This is a genomic window from Streptomyces sp. NPDC025721 (assembly GCF_055558595.1).
This window is the reverse complement of sequence record NZ_JBVHMF010000010.1, coordinates 78,189-96,710: the sequence shown is the minus strand read 5'-3', so window position 1 is coordinate 96,710 and position 18,522 is coordinate 78,189. Positions and strand designations below refer to the sequence as shown.

At 71.7% G+C, this 18,522-nt stretch carries 18 protein-coding genes; 3 read left to right on the top strand and 15 right to left on the bottom strand.

The genetic code is table 11. The annotated features are described in order from the left end of the window. Positions 1 to 138: 138 nt before the first annotated feature. From ACZ4EF_RS16570 to ACZ4EF_RS16540, 7 genes are all read right to left on the bottom strand, one after another. A complete protein-coding gene (locus ACZ4EF_RS16570) occupies positions 139 to 435 on the bottom strand; it encodes a WXG100 family type VII secretion target (protein ID WP_188281644.1) in 297 nt (98 codons plus the stop codon). 84 nt (positions 436 to 519) lie between these two features. Beyond that, the gene (locus tag ACZ4EF_RS16565) at positions 520 to 1,173 is read right to left on the bottom strand and encodes a hypothetical protein (protein WP_391050442.1); all 654 of its coding nucleotides are present in this window, start codon (positions 1,171 to 1,173) and stop codon (positions 520 to 522) included. Positions 1,174 to 1,226: 53 nt separating this feature from the next. Next, positions 1,227 to 1,541, bottom strand: coding sequence for a hypothetical protein (locus tag ACZ4EF_RS16560; protein ID WP_355340480.1), 315 nt, complete (start codon positions 1,539 to 1,541; stop codon positions 1,227 to 1,229). Between the two features lie 18 nt (positions 1,542 to 1,559). Next, entirely contained in the window at positions 1,560 to 1,967 is a 408-nt protein-coding gene (locus ACZ4EF_RS16555; RefSeq protein ID WP_355340483.1) for a hypothetical protein, read from the bottom strand. Between the two features lie 13 nt (positions 1,968 to 1,980). Beyond that, on the bottom strand, positions 1,981 to 2,295 hold the full coding sequence (locus ACZ4EF_RS16550; protein ID WP_355340486.1) for a hypothetical protein: 315 nt from the start codon (positions 2,293 to 2,295) through the stop codon (positions 1,981 to 1,983). A gap of 10 nt (positions 2,296 to 2,305) precedes the next feature. Further along, positions 2,306 to 6,907, bottom strand: coding sequence for an RHS repeat-associated core domain-containing protein (locus ACZ4EF_RS16545; RefSeq protein ID WP_467505034.1), 4,602 nt, complete (start codon positions 6,905 to 6,907; stop codon positions 2,306 to 2,308). Positions 6,908 to 7,011: 104 nt separating this feature from the next. Next, positions 7,012 to 7,863, bottom strand: a complete 852-nt coding sequence (locus tag ACZ4EF_RS16540; protein ID WP_355340492.1) for a menaquinone biosynthetic enzyme MqnA/MqnD family protein — start codon at positions 7,861 to 7,863, stop codon at positions 7,012 to 7,014. Between the two features lie 409 nt (positions 7,864 to 8,272). Between ACZ4EF_RS16540 and ACZ4EF_RS16535 the strand changes: the two genes are divergently transcribed. Next, positions 8,273 to 8,476 carry a cold-shock protein gene (locus ACZ4EF_RS16535; protein ID WP_330793863.1) on the top strand — a complete coding sequence of 68 codons (204 nt, stop codon included), beginning with the start codon at positions 8,273 to 8,275 and terminating at the stop codon, positions 8,474 to 8,476. 94 nt (positions 8,477 to 8,570) lie between these two features. Here ACZ4EF_RS16535 and ACZ4EF_RS16530 read toward each other — a convergent pair whose 3' ends face one another. Beyond that, the gene (locus tag ACZ4EF_RS16530) at positions 8,571 to 10,481 is read right to left on the bottom strand and encodes an AMP-dependent synthetase/ligase (protein ID WP_467505032.1); all 1,911 of its coding nucleotides are present in this window, start codon (positions 10,479 to 10,481) and stop codon (positions 8,571 to 8,573) included. A 94-nt stretch (positions 10,482 to 10,575) separates the two neighbouring features. Beyond that, complete coding sequence (locus ACZ4EF_RS16525; protein WP_467505030.1) at positions 10,576 to 11,856, bottom strand: acetyl-CoA C-acetyltransferase; 1,281 nt, start codon at positions 11,854 to 11,856, stop codon at positions 10,576 to 10,578. A gap of 187 nt (positions 11,857 to 12,043) precedes the next feature. Here ACZ4EF_RS16525 and ACZ4EF_RS16520 point away from each other — a divergent pair, with 187 nt between their 5' ends. After that, a complete protein-coding gene (locus ACZ4EF_RS16520; protein ID WP_467505028.1) occupies positions 12,044 to 13,318 on the top strand; it encodes a 3-oxoacyl-ACP reductase in 1,275 nt (424 codons plus the stop codon). An 11-nt stretch (positions 13,319 to 13,329) separates the two neighbouring features. Next, positions 13,330 to 14,148: a MaoC/PaaZ C-terminal domain-containing protein gene (locus ACZ4EF_RS16515; protein WP_402711242.1), complete on the top strand. Its 819-nt coding sequence runs from the start codon at positions 13,330 to 13,332 to the stop codon at positions 14,146 to 14,148. A 54-nt stretch (positions 14,149 to 14,202) separates the two neighbouring features. Here ACZ4EF_RS16515 and ACZ4EF_RS16510 read toward each other — a convergent pair whose 3' ends face one another. The 6 genes from ACZ4EF_RS16510 to ACZ4EF_RS16485 all read right to left on the bottom strand — a co-directional run bounded on the left by ACZ4EF_RS16510 (position 14,203) and on the right by ACZ4EF_RS16485 (position 18,439). Then, on the bottom strand, positions 14,203 to 14,802 hold the full coding sequence (locus ACZ4EF_RS16510; protein WP_355340728.1) for a TetR/AcrR family transcriptional regulator: 600 nt from the start codon (positions 14,800 to 14,802) through the stop codon (positions 14,203 to 14,205). Positions 14,803 to 14,929: 127 nt separating this feature from the next. Beyond that, the gene (locus ACZ4EF_RS16505; RefSeq protein ID WP_391051930.1) at positions 14,930 to 15,256 is read right to left on the bottom strand and encodes a DUF4229 domain-containing protein; all 327 of its coding nucleotides are present in this window, start codon (positions 15,254 to 15,256) and stop codon (positions 14,930 to 14,932) included. Between the two features lie 88 nt (positions 15,257 to 15,344). Beyond that, entirely contained in the window at positions 15,345 to 15,866 is a 522-nt protein-coding gene (locus ACZ4EF_RS16500; protein WP_355340512.1) for a GNAT family N-acetyltransferase, read from the bottom strand. A gap of 44 nt (positions 15,867 to 15,910) precedes the next feature. Further along, positions 15,911 to 17,074, bottom strand: a complete 1,164-nt coding sequence (gene mqnE / locus ACZ4EF_RS16495) for an aminofutalosine synthase MqnE (protein WP_355340515.1) — start codon at positions 17,072 to 17,074, stop codon at positions 15,911 to 15,913. 68 nt (positions 17,075 to 17,142) lie between these two features. Continuing rightward, the gene (locus ACZ4EF_RS16490; RefSeq protein ID WP_188281655.1) at positions 17,143 to 17,598 is read right to left on the bottom strand and encodes an Lrp/AsnC family transcriptional regulator; all 456 of its coding nucleotides are present in this window, start codon (positions 17,596 to 17,598) and stop codon (positions 17,143 to 17,145) included. Between the two features lie 151 nt (positions 17,599 to 17,749). Continuing rightward, positions 17,750 to 18,439, bottom strand: a complete 690-nt coding sequence (locus ACZ4EF_RS16485) for a UbiX family flavin prenyltransferase (RefSeq protein ID WP_355340518.1) — start codon at positions 18,437 to 18,439, stop codon at positions 17,750 to 17,752. Positions 18,440 to 18,522: the final 83 nt, after the last annotated feature.

Sequence of the window (18,522 nt, the reverse complement as noted above, 5' to 3'; positions counted from 1 at the left end):
AAGATGAGAGGGCACACCACGCGCCCCCCCCCCCCCCCCTCCCCTCCTCCCCCCCCCCCCCCCCCCCCCCCCCCCCCCCCCCCCCCCCCCCCCCCCACGCCGGGTCTCGCGGGTCGTGCCGGACGGTCGGGGGGACCGTCAGCCGTTCAGACCCTTGGCGAGCTGCTCGTCCGCCTGCTGGAACGCGTCGGCCGCGCTCTCCAGGAACTTGCCCATGCCGTCCAGACCCTCGATGGTCTTGGTGGCACCGGTGTTGAACTCGCTGTAGGACTGGTCGAACTGCTTCGAGGAACGGTCCGTGACGTAGCCGCCGTTGACGAGATCCTGAACGAACTTGTGCAGCGTGTTCAGCTTCTCGGTGATCTCGTGCTGACCGGTGCGCAGCTTGGTGGCCGCATCCCGCATGTCCTGGTACGTAACGTTGACATTAGCCATAGCGGCTTACCTCTCGTCGAACGTGCCGCAGGGCCGACCCCCGTGGCTCCTGATCGCAGATTTGTCTGATGGTCTGCTGATGCCTCAACTTACAGGGGAGGACGTGAGGGGTGCAGCCCCTGGTTCCCGGTACCGAAACGTCGACGTGACGGCGTCGAAGATGTCGAAGAACGAGTCCGCGAGGTCGAGTACGGCACTGCTGCCCGCCACGAGCGCGACCTTGTCGGAGTGCCCCGGCAGCGGGATGAACGTCTGCATCAGCACGGTCCGCACCGTCCGCGAGTCGCCCGGCACGGTGACGTCCTCGATGCCGTACGTCCGCGCCGCCAGGCCCGTCTCCGGGATGTCGACGGTGGTCACCTTGCGCCACGGGTCGCCGTCCTTGGCCGCCTCCCGCGCGCGCAGCCCGGCCACGATCGACGCCGGGTCCGCAGCCAGCAGTTCACCCTCCGGCGTCCGCGCGCCGATCAGCGAGACCGTCACCGACGCGGTGAGCGGCAGCGCGCCGAAGTTCTGCGCCATGCAGCCGACGTACACCGCGCCGCTCTCGTACGCGTCCCGCGCCGCCTTGCGCAGGAACCGCGCCAGCACGTCGCGGTGTTCGGCCAGCGCCGGATTCTCCTTGACGCGCTGCGCGATGGTGCGGCGCACGCTCTCGTCGCGGGTCGCCGGGTGCAGGTCGAACTCCCACCACGTCATGGGCACCGTGAGGGAGAAGCCCTCCCGCTCGACGGGCATCACCCGTACGGGCCGCGGCTGTCCGCTGTCGTCGGCGTCCGCGCCGGGGGTCGTCACTTGCCGTCTCCCTTGGCGGACTTGGCGAGTTGGTCCGCGAGGTCCTTGTCCGCCTTCTTGATCTCGCGCACCGCGGTGTCGGCCATCTTCGACAGCCCCTCCAACTGGCTGTCGATCTCCTTGCGGCCGTCCTTCCAATTGTGCTCGAAGCTGTCGAGTGCCCCCGACACCTTGTCCGAGCCCAGCTTGGCCTCGTACGAGTTGAAGAGTTTCCGCGTCCCGTTCATGGTCGTCCGCACGGAGTCCAACGTCCGCGCGAAGTCCTCAAGTCCGGTCAGATCGACCGCGAGCCGATCCGGAGCCCCACCCATCCGATCCCCCTCCCCACGTCAGGTCGTCCGCTCCAACAATCCCACTGTTCCGCCGCCGGGCGGCGCGGCCGTGACCCGCAGCAGGTCGTCCTCGGGGTCGAGGACGAAGCCCGCCGACGTCAGCACGGCCGCGAGCGCCGGGCTCATGGCCTGCTCGATCTCTCCGAAGCGCTGCATCGTGCCCGCGGCCTCGTCCCGCGCCGCGACCGCCCGGTCCGCGGCCACGGCGAGGCTGGGGTGCGGGCGCCAGGACACGACGACGCCGGGGTCGTCGTCGTCCAGCGCGTCGATCTCCACCTGCGCCCCCCGCGCCACCAGCCGGTGCCCCCCGGCCGCGACCGGCAGCCCGGCCAGCTCCAACTCGTCCCGCACCTGCGCGGCGAGCCGCCGCATGGCCGCCATCGTCTGGTCACTGGGACCCCGCACGCCCACTCGCGAGTCAGTCGGCATGGCGGGGCCAGGCCGGGGAGTCGCGGGGCGGGGCGGGGCGGACGTGCCAGTGGGTGCGGTCCGCTTCCGGTTCCCAGTACGGCACATCGCCCTCGTAGTACAGGCCGTAGGCCCAGTGCTCGGGGTCCTCGTGGCCGAGGAGGTCGGGGCCTGTCGCCAGGTCCTGCCCGCCCCACGCCTGGTTGACGCGGGCCACCGCCTCGGCGCGCGACAGGCCGAACAGGCCGACCAGCTCGTCGGTGATGTCCCGCAGGGACTCCAGCGCCTCGGGAGACGTCGGCATGATGAACTCGTCCTCGGACACAGCGCCTCCCTCAGCGCACCAGTGAACGGGTGAACAGGTCGGCCGCCTTCGAGCCGAAGACGGCGATCTGATGCCCGTCGAAGACCCCCGCCGCGCCCTTCCGGAACGCCTTGAGGTTCAACAGCATGGGCCCTTCGACCAGTTCGTAATTGTGCATGGCCCCGCCCATACGGTTGTGCCGGATGAAGTTGGCCAGCTCGTCGCTCGTACCGTTGAAGACCTTACTTCTCAGGGCCTCCAGCTCACTCTTGGGCACCTTGAAGTGCACCACTTCGGGGACGTCGCCAGAGCGGCCGGCCAGGATGCGCGACCACTTCTGCGCCTGTTCGAGGTCGTTGGTGACATAGAAGCCGCCCTTGCCGAAGTCCATCGCACGGGTGCTGAACGTGGTGTCCACGCCGTTGGCGAGGATGCCTCGCAGACCGCCGCCCGTGGTGCCGTGGTAGAGGTCGACCAGGCACTTGCCCTTGAGGCCGCGCGGGTCGGACCAGTTCAGCGGATTGAGGACGTAGGCGTAGGGGTCGGTGCCCGCGTCCAGGCCCAGCGGGTCCGGGCTGAGATAGCGGGCCGTCTCGGGGTCGTAGTAGCGCTCGTAGTTGTAGTGGAGCCCGCTCTCCGCGTCGTAGTACTGCCCGGGGAAGCGCAGCGGGCAGTCCGCGGCGTCGTCACGGCCGCCGTCCCCGCCGCCCCACAGGGCCGGACCCGGCCGCCGCCACACCACGACACCGTAGAGATCGACCATCTCGGTCGGCGTGCCGATGAGGTCGGTGACGATGGCGTGGAAGCGCTCGTCGACCTCCCCCGGCGACAGCTCCGCGCTCCCGGCCGGCCGCTCGGAGTCCGTCGTCCGGACCGTCTGGGCGATCGGGACGTCGTCGTCACCGTAGTCCCAGGTCACGGTGGTCCCGTCGGAAGTCCGCTCCGCCAGGCGGGTGCCGTCCCAGGTGAAGTCGGTGTGCCGGTCGGCGTCCCCGGCGTCCGACACGCGCGTCTTCGCGATCCGGCGGCCGAGCGGGTCGTAGCGGTACCGCCAGGTCTCGCCGTCCGGCGTCCGCAGTTCCGTGAGCCGGTCCGCCGCGTCCCATGAGTAGTGCCAGGCCCGCCGCCCGCCGGACAGCAGCCTGCGCACGCGCTGGACGATCCGGCCCTGCGCGTCGTGGACGAAGGTGCTCCGCCCCACCGACCGGACCCGGGGCCCGGCGTCGTACGTGTGCGCCGCCTCGTCGTCCCGGCTCGCGCCGACCCTGGACGAGCCGAGAGCGCCGCGGGCGTCGTACGCGTACGACTCGCTCCAGTCGGCCCCCGTCACGGCGGTCACCCGTCGACGGCTGTCGAGCCCGAACCGCACCGCGGCGCCGTCGAAGTCCGTCACGCCTTCCAGATAACCGTCGATCGTGTGCTCGTACGTCCGGGTCGTCGGCCGGCCGTCGGCGCCGCGGGTGACGCTCAGCGCGGTGGCCCGCGCCTCGTCCCGCCAGTCCCAGGTCAGGGTCAGGTCCGCGCCGATCCGGCGGACCGACTCGCGACCGGCGGCGTCGTAGCCGATGTCCACGGTCTGACCGCCGACCTCCCGGCGCGTCGGCCGGTTCCCCGCGCCGTAGGTCCAGGTGCTGACCGCCCCCGCGGGCGTCCGGCGCCGCGTGCGTCGGCCCAGTGCGTCGAACCACGACCTGAGCTCGCGCCCGTTGACCCGTTCGGCCAGGACCCGTCCAGCCGGGTCGAGTTCGAAGGACACGTCCGCGGCGGGCCCGACGGCCCGGGTCATGCGGCCGAGCACGTCGTACTGGAACTCGGTACGTTCGGCGTCCGCCGTCTGCTCCACGACATTGCCCAGGACATCGCGCCGGAAGGCGATGGACTGTCCCGCCCCGTTGACCCGCTCCGTCAACTGCCCCGCTTCGTCGTAGCGGTAGGTGAGTGACCGCCCGGCGAAGTCCGTCTCGGCCGTCAGCCGTCCGGCCGCGTCGTAGGTGTAACTCCACCGGTCGCCACCCGGATCGACGACGGAGGTGAGCCGCAGTTCGGAGTCGTACGTGAACTCGTAGCGGGAGCCGTCGGGTTCGGTACGTGCCGTGCACAGGTCGAAGTGCGTGTTCTCGTACCGGGTGACGCCACCGGTCGCCGACCGGTGCTCCGCCAGGCTGCCCTCGACGTCGTACGTCCACTCGTCCACGGCGCCGTCCGGTGTCACCCGCCGGGCCAGCCCTCCCTCCGGCGTCCACGCCAACCGCGTGACCGCGCCCGTCGCGTCGCGGCTGAGGGTCACCCGCCCGAACGCGTCCCGTTCGACCTCGGTCACCGCGCCGGTCCCGTCCGTCACGGTCAGCGGAAGTCCCGCCGCGTCGTTGACGACGGTCTGCTGCACCGTGCCCAGCCCGTCGATCACGGCTTCGAGCGCCCCGCGCGCGTCGTAGCGGAACCGCGTCGTCACGCCCAGCGGGTCGGTGGCGGACACCTGGTTCCCGAACTCGTCGTACGTGAAGCGCGCCGTCGACCCGTCGGCGTGGGTGACCAGGACCGGCCGGCCGAACGCGCCGTATTCGACCTGGGTGGTGGCCCCGTCGGGGCGTGCGGTGAGGGTGACGTTCCCGGCCTCGTCGTAGCGGAACCGGGTGGTCCGGCCGAGTTCGTCGGTGCGGCTCAGCAGGCGTTCCCCGGCACCCGGCGCCGGGTCCCAGTCGAAGGAGGAGGTGTGGCCGAGCGGATCGGTGATGCCGATCAGCTGGAACGCCTCGTTGAAACGGTATTCCGTCGCCTCGCCCAGCGAGTTGGTGGCGACCGTCCGGCCCTCCTGCGGCGCGTACGCGTAGGAGTAGTCGAGGATCCCGTCCGAGCCGTGGGCGCGGACGCAGCGCCCGCCGGCGTCGTACTCGTAGGTGTACGTGGTCTCCCGGCCGTCCCGCCAGCCGGTGACACGGCGCTGGTCGTCGTAATACAGCGAGAACTCGCCGCCGTTGGCGTCCACCGTCCGGTTCAGATTGCCACGGTCGTCGTACCCGTACGTGACCAGGCTCGGCTCGCGCGTGTCGCTCAGCAGCCGCATCGCCGTGATCCGGCCGTCCCGTGTCTCCACGCCGACCCGGTAGCCGCCGGAGCTTTCCACGGTGAGCGGGACACCGCCCGGTGTGTAGGTGACCTCGACGGTGTTCCCGTTGCGGTCCACGGTGCGGCGCAGCAGCAGTTCCGCGGCTCCCTTGCGCGGGAAGAAGTGGTGCGTGGTCCCCGACTCCGGCAGGTGGACGGTCATCCCGTCGGCCGGGTCCCCGTTCCACCGCAGCGGCCAGAGCGGCCCCACCACCGGAAGAACGTCGGTGTCGGGCTGCGGGACCGGGTAATGGGTGACGGTCCCGTCCTCCTTGATGAACCGCACCCCCTCGTCGTCGAGGATCAGCCGCATGTCGAGCACCGACGACCAGGACGGGCCGAGCCAGCGACCGCCCCGGAAGGTCGACCGGTGGTGCCGTTCCACCACGACCGGCAGAATCCCCGGCAGCCTGAAGTCCGTTGCCGACATGACCACTTGCCCGGTGGCCACGTCCACGGGGTCGCCGCACGTGATGAGCTTCTGGAACTCGCGGCCCATCTCGCGCAGACCGGTCACGCCCTTGCGGACGCTGTTCGCGATGTTCTCCAGCGCCCGCCCCGACTTCAGCAGCGCGGGGAGTTCGCGGGCCATCTTCAACAGGCCGCCGGCGGTGGTGAGGCCCTTGAACATGGGGATGCAGTCCAGGGCCGCGAACAGGACGTCCCACAAACTGGCTTTGCCTTGTAGGTACTTCATGACGGTGTCGGCCAGGACCAGGACGGCGGCGGCCAGGACCAGCCACGCCAGCGGACCGCCGATGATCAGCACGACGATGCCCAGCACCGCGACGATCACCTTGCAGACCGCGATGATGTCGTCCCAGTGGTCCGCGACCCAGTCGACCGCCTTCTCCCACCAGTGCTTGTTCCTGATCCCCGCATCCGACGCCTCATGCAGCGCGTGCTGCGCCGTCGACGCCGCATCGTCCCGCAACTGGGCCGCGTCGGCCGCCAGCTGCTTGGCCGCGTCCAGCTTCGCCTGCGCGCTGTGGACGGCGGTGGAGGCGGTGGTGTGGGCGCTGTTAGCGTCCGTGGCATTACGGGCCGCAGCCCGCACCTCCTCCGCCGACGGCGGCGGCACGTCCGGCTTCGGGTCCTCCTGATAGGACTTCGACTTGTCCTGCGCCCGCTTCACCCACGCATCGGCATTCGTCAACTGACTTTGCGCGGTGTCCAGCTCCTGCCGCGCCGTGCGCCCCTGCGCCAGCGCCCGGTCCGCGTCACCCTGCGCCGTCTCCAGCTTCGGCCAGTAATCATCCAGAGCACCCGACGCCAGGCGGTAGGACCGCTCCAGCTTGTCCAGCTCACCCGGCAGATCCCCGAACTGCCGCCGGTACGCGTCACCCGACAGCCCCGCCCACTCCTGCACCACGGAGTCACCGCTCAGACCCCGCACCGACCGCAGCGCCGAGGCGACATCATCAGCGAAATCCCCCAGCTTCCGCGCGAGTTCCTTCACCTCGAACGGATCACCCGGCACCGGATCCCGGTCCAGATCCAGCACATCCCAATCCGTCGGACGAGCCATCGCCAGACACCCCCGCCCCCGTACGACAACCTCGACTCAACGCATCATGCCCACTGGGACGGTGCGCGCAAGGGGGCCGGTTCCCGGGGGCCCGGGGAGCGGGGTCAGATGAGGTCGACCTTGGCGCTGGGCGGGAAGCCGACGCGGCGGGCGAATTCGGCGATGCCGGTGAGCTGGTCGCGGCCGAGGGAGAAGTCGAGGGTGGTGAAGTAGCGGCGGAGCAGGTCCTGGTCGAAGGACTCCCAGCGGGCGGCCTGTTCCGCGACCTTCTCGACCTCTTCGAGGGAGAGGTCGCGGGAGGCGAGGAAGGCGCGGTGGACATCGCGGACAGTGTCGGGGCGGGCGGTGAAGTAGTCGCGGCGGGCGGCCCAGATGGCGAAGACGAAGGGCAGTCCCGTCCAGTCCTTCCACATCTGGCCGAGGTCGTGGACCTCGAGGCCGAGGCGGGGCGCGTCGTGGAGGGAGGCGCGCAGGGCGGCGTCGCCGATGAGGACGGCGGCCTGGGCCTCCTGCATCATCAGCGAGAGGTCGGGCGGGCAGCGGTAGTAGTCGGGCGTGACGCCGTACCGCTCGGTGAGCAGGAGTTCGGCGAGGCGGACCGAGGTGCGGCTGGTGGAGCCGAGGGCGACGCGCTGGCCGTCGAGGCGGTCGAGCGGGAGCTGGCTGACGATCACGCAGGACATGACGGGGCCGTCGCAGCCGACCGCGATGTCCGGGAGGGCGACGAGCTGGTCGGCGTGCTTCAGGTACTCCATGAGGGTGACCGGGCCGATGTCGAGGTCGCCCTCGACGAGCTGGGCGCTCAGCTTCTCCGGGGTGTCCTTGGTCAGCTCCAGGTCGAGCAGCGCGCCCGTTCTGGCCAGGCCCCAGTAGAGGGGGACGCAGTTGAGGAACTGGATGTGGCCGACCCGGGGGCGGGTCCGGCCGCTTTCGGCGTCACGCTCAGAAGTGTCCACCTGTCGGACGCTACTCCTGGGTCGGGGCCGTACCGCGCCGGGGGGCTTCGGGGTGTCCTCGCGGTGACGGTCGCGGGACGCCCGCGCCGAGCGCCGCGAGACGGTCGGCGAACCGTCCCGCGCCGACCGCCGCGAGACGGTCGGCGAACCGCCGTGGGACCGCCGTACGGCCCGCCCTCGGCCCTCCCCCGGCACCCCCTCCGCGACCCCTTCCACGGGCTCGAAAAGACCGATCTTGAGACCCTTCCCCGGCCTCGACCCTGCGTGCTACGCTCATCGCAAGTTGCAGTTTGGTTTCCCTTGCAGTACAGAGCCTGCGGAGCATGTAACCCGCAGGCTTTTGTAGTTTTCAGACTTCGCAGTTGCAGGTTCTGGAGCAGGGCAACCCTTTGGGCCCAAGGAGGGCTTTATGGCTACCGGAACCGTGAAGTGGTTCAACGCTGAAAAGGGCTTCGGCTTCATCGCCCAGGACGGCGGCGGCCCGGATGTCTTCGTTCACTACTCCGCGATCAACGCCTCCGGCTTCCGCTCCCTCGAGGAGAACCAGCCGGTGACTTTCGACGTCACGCAGGGCCCGAAGGGTCCTCAGGCGGAGAACGTCACCCCCAGCTAGTCCTTGGACTAGCTCAAGGGTAGAGATCACATCGCCCGAACCTGCAGTACCAAGGGGCCCCGCACTTCCGTGCGGGGCCCCTGCCTTTTACGGGTCAGCGAGGCCGCTTCCGGTACAGCTCCTCGATCTCCTCCGCGAAGTCCCGCGCCACCTTTGAACGCTTCAACTTCATCGACGGCGTGAGATGTCCGCCCTCTTCGGTGAATTCCACCGGAAGCACCCGGAATTTCCGGATCGACTCGGCTTGTGACACCGAGGAGTTCGCGTCGTCCACCGCCTTCTGGAGTTCCGCCAGCAGCTCCGGATCGTCGACGAGCTGGGCGGGCCGCAGCCCCTCCTTGTGGTGCATCCGCTGCCAGTGCCCGAGGCCGTCCGCCTCCAGGGTCAGCAGCGCCGCCACGAAGGACCGGTTGTCGCCGACGACCATGCACTGGCCGACCAGCGGATGCGCCCGCAGCCGGTCCTCCAGCGGCGCCGGGGCGACGTTCTTGCCGCCCGCCGTGATGAGGATCTCCTTCTTCCGGCCGGTGATCGTCAGATAACCGGCCTCGTCCAGCGCCCCGATGTCCCCGGTCGGGAACCAGCCGCCCCCGGAGTCCTGTCCGGGAGCTGCCACGGCCGCCCCCGGTACGCCGCCGGGCGCGTTCCAGTACCCGGCGAAGATCTGGCCGCCGCGCAGCAGCACCTCGCCGTCCGGCGCGATCCGTACCGCCGTGCCGGGCAGCGGCCAGCCGACCGTGCCGAGCCGGGGGCGCAACGGCGGGGTCACGGTGGCCGCCGCGGTCGTCTCCGTCAGGCCGTACCCCTCGAAGACCATCACGCCCGCGCCCGCGTAGAAGGCGGCGAGCCGCTTGCCCAGCGGTGATCCGCCGCAGATCGCGTACCGCACCTTGCCGCCGAGCGCGGCGCGTATCCGCCGGTAGACCAGCGGGTCGTACAGCGCGTGCGCCAGCCGCAGTCCGAGCGAGGGTCCGCCGCCCGCACCGGCCTGCTGGGCGACGACTGCCTCCCCGTACCGCTGCGCGATCCCGGCGGCCCGGTCGAAGGACGCCGCCCGGCCGATCTTCTCCGCGGTGGCGCGGCCGGTGTTGTAGACCTTCTCCAGGACGTACGGGATCGCCAGCAGGAACGTCGGACGGAACCCGGCCAGGTCGGCGAGCAGGTCCTCGGTCGCGATGCTCGGCGCGTGCCCGAGGCGTACCCGGGCGCGCAGGCAGCCGATCGCGACCATCCGCCCGAAGACGTGCGAGAGCGGCAGGAACAGCAGCGTCGAGGCGGGCTCCTCGCTCACCGAGGTGAACACCGGGTGCAGCAGCTCGATCGCGTTGTCGACCTCGGCGAAGAAGTTGCCGTGCGTCAGGACGCAGCCCTTCGGGCGGCCGGTGGTGCCCGAGGTGTAGATCAGCGTCGCCACCGACCCGGGCGTCAGGGTCGCCCGCCGCCCCTCCACCAGCGCGTCCGGCAGCGTCCGGCCCTCCGCCGTGAGCTGCGCCAGGCCGCCCGCGTCGAGCTGCCACAGATGCAGCAGGTCCGGCAGCCCGCGCCGCTCCCCGCTCACCAGGCGGCTCTGCTCCACGTTCTCCACGACGCACGCCGCCGCGCCCGAGTCCGCCAGGATCCACGCCGTCTGGGACGCGGACGACGTCGGGTAGATCGGCACCGTGATCAGGCCCGCCGCCCAGGCCGCGAAGTCCGTCAGCGTCCACTCGTACGTCGTCCGCGCCATGATCGCCAGCCGGTCGCCCGGCTTCAGCCCCGCCGCGATCAGGCCCTTCGCGACGGCCACCACCTGGTCCCTGAACTCCCGTGCCGTGACGTCGTGCCACTCGGCCCGGACGTCCTTCCTGCTCAGCACGGGGTCGTTCGGGGCCTCCGCCGCGTTCGTGAACGGGATGTCGGCCAGGCTTCCCTTCTGCGGCGGCGGTACGAGGGGCGGGACCCCGGCCTGGACGACTCGGTCGCCGTCCTTGAGGGTTTCGGGTTCCCCGCTGGTACGTGTCGGCATGCTGCGGCTCCAGACGTGGTGAGGGTTTCCCCCTGCCGGGGGGGTGAGCAAGGCGCTGTGCCGGCGGAACCGTCTTTCGTCAGCGGACCGCGGGTCAGGGGCGCTCCAGGACGGCCGTCACGCCCTGGCCGCCGGCGGCGCAGACGGAGATGAGGCCGCGGCCCGTCCCCCCGCGCTCCGCGAGGAGCCCGGCGAGGGTGGCGACGATCCGGGCGCCGGTGGCGGCGAAGGGATGCCCGGTGGCGAGGGAGGACCCGGCGACGTTGAGGCGGGCGCGGTCGACCGCGCCGAGGGGGCCGTCGAGTCCGAGCCGCTCCGCGCAGTAGTCCTTGTCCTCCCAGGCGGCGAGCGTGGCGAGGACCTGGGAGGCGAACGCCTCGTGGATCTCGTAGAAGTCGAAGTCGGCGAGGCCGAGCCCGGCGCGGGCGAGCATGCGGGGCACGGCGTAGGCGGGGGCCATCAGCAGCCCCTCCTCGCCGCCGACGTAATCGACGGCCGCGGTCTCGTACGCGGTGAGGTAGGCGAGCGGTTCGAGCCCGCGCTCGCGCGCCCACTCCTCGGTGGCGAGCAGGACGACGGCCGCGCCGTCGGTGAGGGGCGTGGAGTTGCCCGCGGTCATGGTGCCGTCCGGGCCGCCGTACACCGGGCGGAGCCCGGCCAGTTTCTCGACGGTGGAGTCGGGCCTGAGGTTCTGGTCGCGGTCCAGGCCGCGGTACGGGGTGACGTACGGGTCGAGGAAGCCGCGGTCGTACGCGGCGGCGAGGTTGCGGTGGCTGGCGGCGGCCAGTTCGTCCTGCGCCTGGCGGGTGATGCCCCAGCGCTCGGCGGTGAGCGCGGCGTGGTCGCCCATGGACAGGCCGGTGCGGGGTTCGGCGTTGCGCGGGACGTCGGGCGCGAGGTGCCGGGGCCGTACGGCGGTCAGCGCGCGGGCCCTGGCGCCGGCGGACTTGGCGCGGCGGGCGGCGAGCAGGATGCGGCGCAGGTCGTCGTTGACGCCGAGCGGCGCGTCGCTGGTGGTGTCGGCGCCGCCCGCGATGCCGGAGTCGACGACGCCGAGGGCGATCTTGGCCGCGACCGCGAAGACGGCCTGGAGGCCGGTGCCGCACGCCTGCTGGATGTCGTACGCGGGGGTCGTCGGGTCGAGGACGCTGCCGAGCACGGTCTCGCGGGCGAGGTTGAAGTCGCGGCTGTGCTTGAGGACGGCGCCCGCGGCGAACTCGCCGACGCGTTGGCCGCGCAGGCCGGTGCGGTCGGCGAGGCCGTCGAGGGCGGCCGTGAGCATGTCCTGGTTGGAGGCGGTGGCGTACGGGCCGTCTGAGCGCGCGAAGGGGACGCGGTTGCCCGCGACGACGGCGACACGGCGGAGGGTCTGCATGCGATCTCCCAGGGCTCCCCGAGGGCGGCTCGGGGCTCTTTGCCGAAGCCCCGGGCTCCTTGCCGGAACCCAGGGCTCTGTGCTGGACCTCAGAACTCTGTGCTGGACCTCAGAACTCTTTGCTGGAACGGTGACTCACCAGTAGCCTTACCGCCGGTAAACTTACTCCAGAGTAAGGAGAAGGCCAATGGCCGATCGCTACCTTCGTCTGACCGGCACGGCCCCCGGCCGCTTCCTCACCCGCCGCCTCGGCCTGCCCCAGCCGACCCCGCTGCTGCGCTGGTCCGCCGAGCACCCCCGACTCGACGGTCCCGTGCTGCGGTTGACGGCGGGCGAGGCCGTACCCGCTCCGGCTCCCGCGTCCGCCGCTCCGTACGCCGCCGTCGTCCTCGACGCCACCGGGATCGCCGAGCCGGCCGGGCTCGGCGCCGTGCACGCCGCCCTGCACCCGCTCGTACGGTCGCTCGCCGCCTGCGGTCGGATCGTCGTACTCGGCGCGCGTATCGACCCCGCCGACCCGCACCAGGCCGCCGCCCAGCAGGCGCTCGAAGGCTTCACCCGCTCCCTCGGCAAGGAGGTCGGCCGGGGCAGGACCGTACAGCTCGTACGACTGGCGCCCGGTGCCGACGCCGAGGCCGCGCTGGGGTTCCTGCTGTCGCCGAAGTCGGCGTACGTCAGCGGGCAGGTCATCGAGGTCGGCCCGGCGCTGTCCGGGACGCAGGCCGCCGCGCGCGAGGGCGCCCGCGTCGCGCTCGTCACCGGCGCGGCCCGCGGCATCGGGGAACAGGTCGCCGCGACGCTGGCCAGGGACGGCGCGCACGTCGTCTGCCTCGACGTGCCGCAGGCCGCGGACGCGCTGGCCGCCGTCGCCGCCCGGCTCGGCGGCAGCGCGCTGCCGCTGGACATCACGGCGCCGGACGCGGGCGAACGGATCGCCGCCGCGGCCCCCGACGGCCTCGACGTACTCGTCCACAACGCGGGCATCACCCGTGACCGCAAGCTCGCCAACATGGCCGCCGACCGCTGGGACCCGGTCCTGGACGTCAACCTCGGCAGCGTGCTGCGCACCACCGACCACCTGCTGAAGTCCGGCGCCCTCAACGCCCACGGCCGGATCGTGGCCACCGCCTCCATCAGCGGCATCGCGGGCAACGCGGGCCAGACCAACTACGCCGCGTCCAAGGCGGGCGTCATCGGCTTCGTCCGCGCCCTGGCCGCCGTCCCCGAGGTGCGCGAGCGCGGCATCACCGTCAACGCCGTCGCCCCCGGCTTCATCGAGACGCGGATGACCGCCGCCGTTCCCCTCGTCATCCGCGAGGCGGGCCGCCGGATGAACTCCCTCGGCCAGGGCGGCCTCCCCGTGGACGTCGCCGAGACCGTCGCCTGGCTCTCGGCCGCGGCCTCCGGGGGGATCACCGGGCAGGTCGTCCGCGTCTGCGGGCAGTCCCTGCTGGGGGCCTGACCATGGCCCTCATGCTGACCCTCGGCCGGGGCGTGGTGACCGGCATCGGCAAACGGCCCTCCGCGACCGCCCCCGTGCCGCCGGTGCGGCTCACCGCCCCTGCCGTACGCGTCGACCCGGCGCGGCTCGCCGCCTACGCCTCGGTCTGCGGCTTCCCCGCCTCCGGCGCGGGCCCGCTCCCGCTCACGTACCCGCACGTCCTCGGCTTTCCGCTGGCCGCGCGGATCATGGCCTCCCGCGCCTTTCCGCTGCCGATGCTGGGCCTCGTCCACACCTCGATCTCGCTGGTCTCCCGCGCGCCGCTGACCGCCGCCGACCGGCCCGACATCACGGCCTACGCGGCCGGGCTGCGCGGGCACCGGCGGGGTACGGAGGTGGAGCTGGTGACGGAGGCGCGGGTGGACGGGGAGGTGGTGTGGGAGGACCGCAGCACGTATCTGGCCCGGCATGGGGGCGGGGCGGGGGGCGGTTCGGCTTCTGGGGGTGTCGGCGGGGGCGGGGGCGGCGACCGGGCGCCGTTGCCCGTGGTGGGCGAGTGGCGGTTGGCCGCCGATCTCGGGCGGCGGCATGCCAGGGTGTCGCGGGACTACAACCCGATTCACCTTTATCCGGTGACGGCGCGGATGCTGGGGTTTCCGCGGGCTATCGCGCATGGCATGTGGACGGTTGCGCGGTGTGCTGCCGAGGTTCCGGAGGCGGAGGGGCTTGAGGCCGTCTTTCACGCGCCGGTGCTCTTGCCGGGGACTGTCACGTACGGGGCTGCCGGCGGGGCCTTCGAGGTCCGCTCGCCCGGGCGTCTCCATCTCACCGGGGTCGTCTCCGGCCCGTAGGTTCGTTGTCTTGCCTTGCCCGCCCGTGCGGGGCGGCCAAGACAAGACAAAGCCCTACGGGCCGGGAACCCAACGCCGCCCAGCCATGAGGTTGGACAGCCCGGCCCACGCGAAATTCATCAGCGTGGCAGCGGACTCCTTGCCCGAGGCACCTCCCCGATGCGCCGCCCCCCACCCCGCCAACGACTCGGCCGCGCCGACCAGCGCGTGCGCCAGACCCGCGACCTCCCGGTCGGCAAGAGCCTCGTCACAGGACGCCCCACCGTCCCGCGCCGCGGCAGCGATCAGCTCGGTGACGAAGGCGACGATCTCCGCCCGCATCACGGCCACTTCGGCCGCGAAGGGCTCACCGACCGTACGGGCCTGGCTGTAGAGGACGGTCCAGCCGTCCGGATGCGCCTCGGTGTGCTCGAAGAAGCCGAGCAGCCCGCTCCAGAGCTGCCGGTCGGCCGCGGCGCCGGGCTCCACGGCGGCGCGCACGGCCGCCTTCAGTGCCTCGGCCTCGCGGCGGATGCAGGCCGTGAAGAGGTCGTCCTTGGAGTTGAGGTAGAGGTACACGAGCGGCTTGCTGACCCCGGCCGCCTCGGCGATCTCGTCCATGGACGCGGCGCGGTACCCGCGCCGCGCGAAGGTCGCCACCGCCGCGTCCAGCATCTGCTGCTCGCGTACGGCTCGCGGCACCCTCTTGCCCCGCACAGCCACCGGCCCCACCTCTCCCCTTGCGACTCCCCCCGGGGGGACACCCCGAGGGCCACCCCGGGGCAAGCCTAAGGGGCAGGCGTCAGGCGGTGTGCGGCTCGGCGTCGCGCGCGGTCTCGCGGGCGGAGTCACGCGCGGCGTCGTCCGCCTCGTCCTCCATGGTGATGTTCGCGGCGAGGTTCAGCCGCGTGCGCTCCACCCGGTCGGACACCTGACGGGCCGCCTGCTCACGGGCTCCGCGCAGGAGTACCCAGCTCAGGGGCGCCGACACGATCAGCGCGAGCAGGACCACCCACAGGTAGTTCGAGTCCCCCAGCCCCGCTGGCAGGACATGCAGCCGGACCAGCCCCCAGATGACGCCGAAGGAGGCGACGATGAGGCCGAAGCGCAGTGCGGTGTAACGGAACATGCCTTCAGTGAAGCACGCCGCCTCCGCGCCGGAGGAAGAGGGTGTGCGACCCGGAGCACCGGCCGCCCCTTGGAGCGTCGCGCCGACGTCACAGCGTCAGGAGCATCACGATGTCGTCGCGGTCGTCACCGGGGGCGACCCGGATGGCGGCCGGAATGCGGCCGACCTCCTTGTAGCCGCAGGCGGCGTAGAAGAGGTCGACGCCGGTGCCGCCGCGGCAGGTGAGGCGGACGGCCTCGATGCCGTGGAAGCCGCGGGCCGCTTCCTCGACGGCGGCCATGAGCGTACGGCCGTGGCCGCGGCCCTGGTGGGAGGGGTGGACCATGAGCGTGTAGAGCCAGATCCAGTGCGTCATGAGCCGGTGGCTGTTGTACGCGAGGAAGGCGGTGGCGGCGACGCGCCCGTCCTCGTCGCGGCCGACGAGCAGGCGGCGTTCGCCGGAGCGGACGGCGGCCAGTGACCGGTCCATGTCGGGACGGACGTCGTCCGGGGTGACGGGAGGCACGAAACCGACGGCACCCCCCGCGTTGGACACATCGGTCCACAGGGCGAGGATGCCGTCGGTCAGTTCGTCGTCAATGAGCGGATCAAGCTCACAGGTAAGACCCATAAGGGAAGCTTACCCATTACCAATGGGGAGCGCTGTCACCGGCGTCACACCCGCATCGGCTGCGGCGACTCCCGGCGCGACTCGTCGGGGCCCGGGTACTCCCGGATGATCTCGTAGCGGGTGTTCCGCTCGACCGGCCGGAACCCCGCGTCGCGGATGAGGTCCAGGATGTCGTCCCGCGTGAGCTTGTTGGGCGTGCCGTAGTCGTCGGCGTCGTGCGTGATCTTGTACTCGACGACCGAGCCGTCCATGTCGTCCGCGCCGTGGTTGAGGGCGAGCTGCGCGGTGGACAGGCCGTGCATGACCCAGAAGACCTTGACGTGCGGCACGTTGTCGAAGAGCAGCCGGGAGACCGCGAAGGTCTTGAGCGCTTCCGCGCCGGAGGCCATCGTCGTACGGGCCTGGAGGGTGTTGCGGACCTTGCCGTCCTTCATGTCCACGAAGTCGTGCTGGTAGCGCAGCGGGATGAAGACCTGGAAGCCGCCGGTCTCGTCCTGGAGTTCACGCAGCCGCAGGACGTGGTCGACGCGGTGCTTCGGCTCCTCGATGTGGCCGTAGAGCATGGTCGAGGGGGTCTTGAGGCCCTTGGAGTGCGCGAGGCGGTGGATCCGGGACCAGTCCTCCCAGTGGGTGCGGTGGTCCACGATGTGCTGGCGGATCTCCCAGTCGAAGATCTCGGCGCCGCCGCCGGTCAGCGACTCCAGGCCCGCCTCGATGAGCTCGTCCAGGATGTCGGAGGCCGACATGCCGGAGATCGTCTCGAAGTGGTGGATCTCCGTGGCGGTGAACGCCTTGAGCGACACCTGCGGCAGGGCTTCCTTGAGCGCCTTCAGCGAGCGCGGGTAGTAGCGCCACGGCAGCGACGGGTGCAGGCCGTTGACGATGTGCAGCTCGGTGAGGTTGTCGCCCTCCATCGCCTTGGCGAGCTTGACCGCCTCCTCGATCCGCATCGTGTACGCGTCCTTCTCCCCCGGCTTGCGCTGGAAGGAGCAGTACGCGCACGACGCGGTGCACACGTTCGTCATGTTGAGGTGCCGGTTGACGTTGAAGTGGACGACGTCACCGTTCTTCCGCGTGCGCACGTGGTGGGCGAGGCCGCCCAGCCACGCGAGGTCGTCGGACGCGTAGAGCGCGATGCCGTCCTCGCGGGTCAGCCGCTCACCGGCGTAGACCTTCTCCTCCAGCTCGCGCTTGAGCCCAGCGTCCATCTGCTCCTCCTACCAAGTCGACCTCACCGAGGCTACTCCCCCGGCCATCGGCCGGGAGGCACCCCCGTTCACGCCTCTTCGGGAAGCGCCCCGACGCGGTTCTCCCACTTGGTGGACAGCACGATCGTGGTACGCGTCCTGGCCACGCCCTTGGTGCCGGACAACCGCCGGATGGTGCGCTCCAGGCCGTCGACGTCGCCGACCCTGACCTTGAGCATGTACGAGTCGTCGCCCGCGATGAACCAGCAGTCCTCGATCTCGTCCAGGTCGCGCAGCCGGGTGGCGACCTCTTCGTGGTCGGCGGCGTCACTCAACTGGAGGCCGACGAGCGCGGTCACGCCGAGGCCGAGCGCGGTGGGCGCGACGGTGGCGCGGTAGCCGGTGATCACCCCGGCCTGTTCGAGGCGGTTGATGCGGTCGGTGACGCTCGGACCGGAGAGACCCACGAGTCGGCCCAGCTCCGCGTACGACGCCCGGCCGTTCTCGCGCAACGCCTGGATGAGCTGCCTGTCCACCGCGTCCATCAGAATGGACCCTCCCGTTCGTGCCGCGACTGCGCTGTCCGGACAAGAATCTAAGGCATCAACGGGTGTGCGCCCTGCGCATCTGCTCTTCCGATGCCCGAATCACCCAGGTCCGGACCATCCGGCCCGCAGGAATCGCGCGCCGCGCGGCTCAGCCGCCCGATCCCTCGCCCAGGCCCCCGCCCAGCTCGCCGCGCCAGCGGCGGTACAGCTTGTGCGGCACCCCCGCCGCGTCCAGCGCCCGCCCCGCCACGAAGTCCACCAGGTCCTGGATGTGCGTGGCGCCCGCGTAGAAGGCGGGCGAGGCCGGGAGCACCACGGCGCCCGCGTCGTCCAGCGCCACCAGGTGACGGAGCGTCTGGCCGCCGAGCGGCGTCTCGCGGACGGCGACCACCAGCGGGCGGCGCTCCTTGAGCGTGACGCTCGCCGCGCGCTGGAGCAGGTCCTTGGACAGACCGAGCGCCACCCCGGCCACGCACGCGGTGCTCGCGGGCACGATCAGCATCCCCTTGGCCGGGTACGAGCCGGAGGAGGGACCCGCCGCCAGGTCGCCCGCGGGCCAGTACCGTACGGCCGACAGGTCCGCGAGGCCGGTGTCGCGGGTGATGTCGGTGGTGCCGTCGGCGCCGCGGGCCAGCCAGCGGGCCAGGTCCTCGCGCCAGTGCGCGTCCCTGAACGGCTCGCCGGTCTCGTCCAGCAGCGTCAGCCGGGCGGCCCGGCTGACCACCAGGTCCACCGCCTCGCCCGCCGACAGCAGCGCGCGCAGCACGGCCGCGGCGTACGGCGTCCCGGAGGCCCCGGACACGCCCACCACCCACGGCCTGCGCTCGGTGTCGTCCATACGGTCGACCCTAACGACCCCGCGATCGACCCGCGCGAGCGGGAACCCGGGAGGCGTGCGCGGACGTTGTGCACACGGGAGAG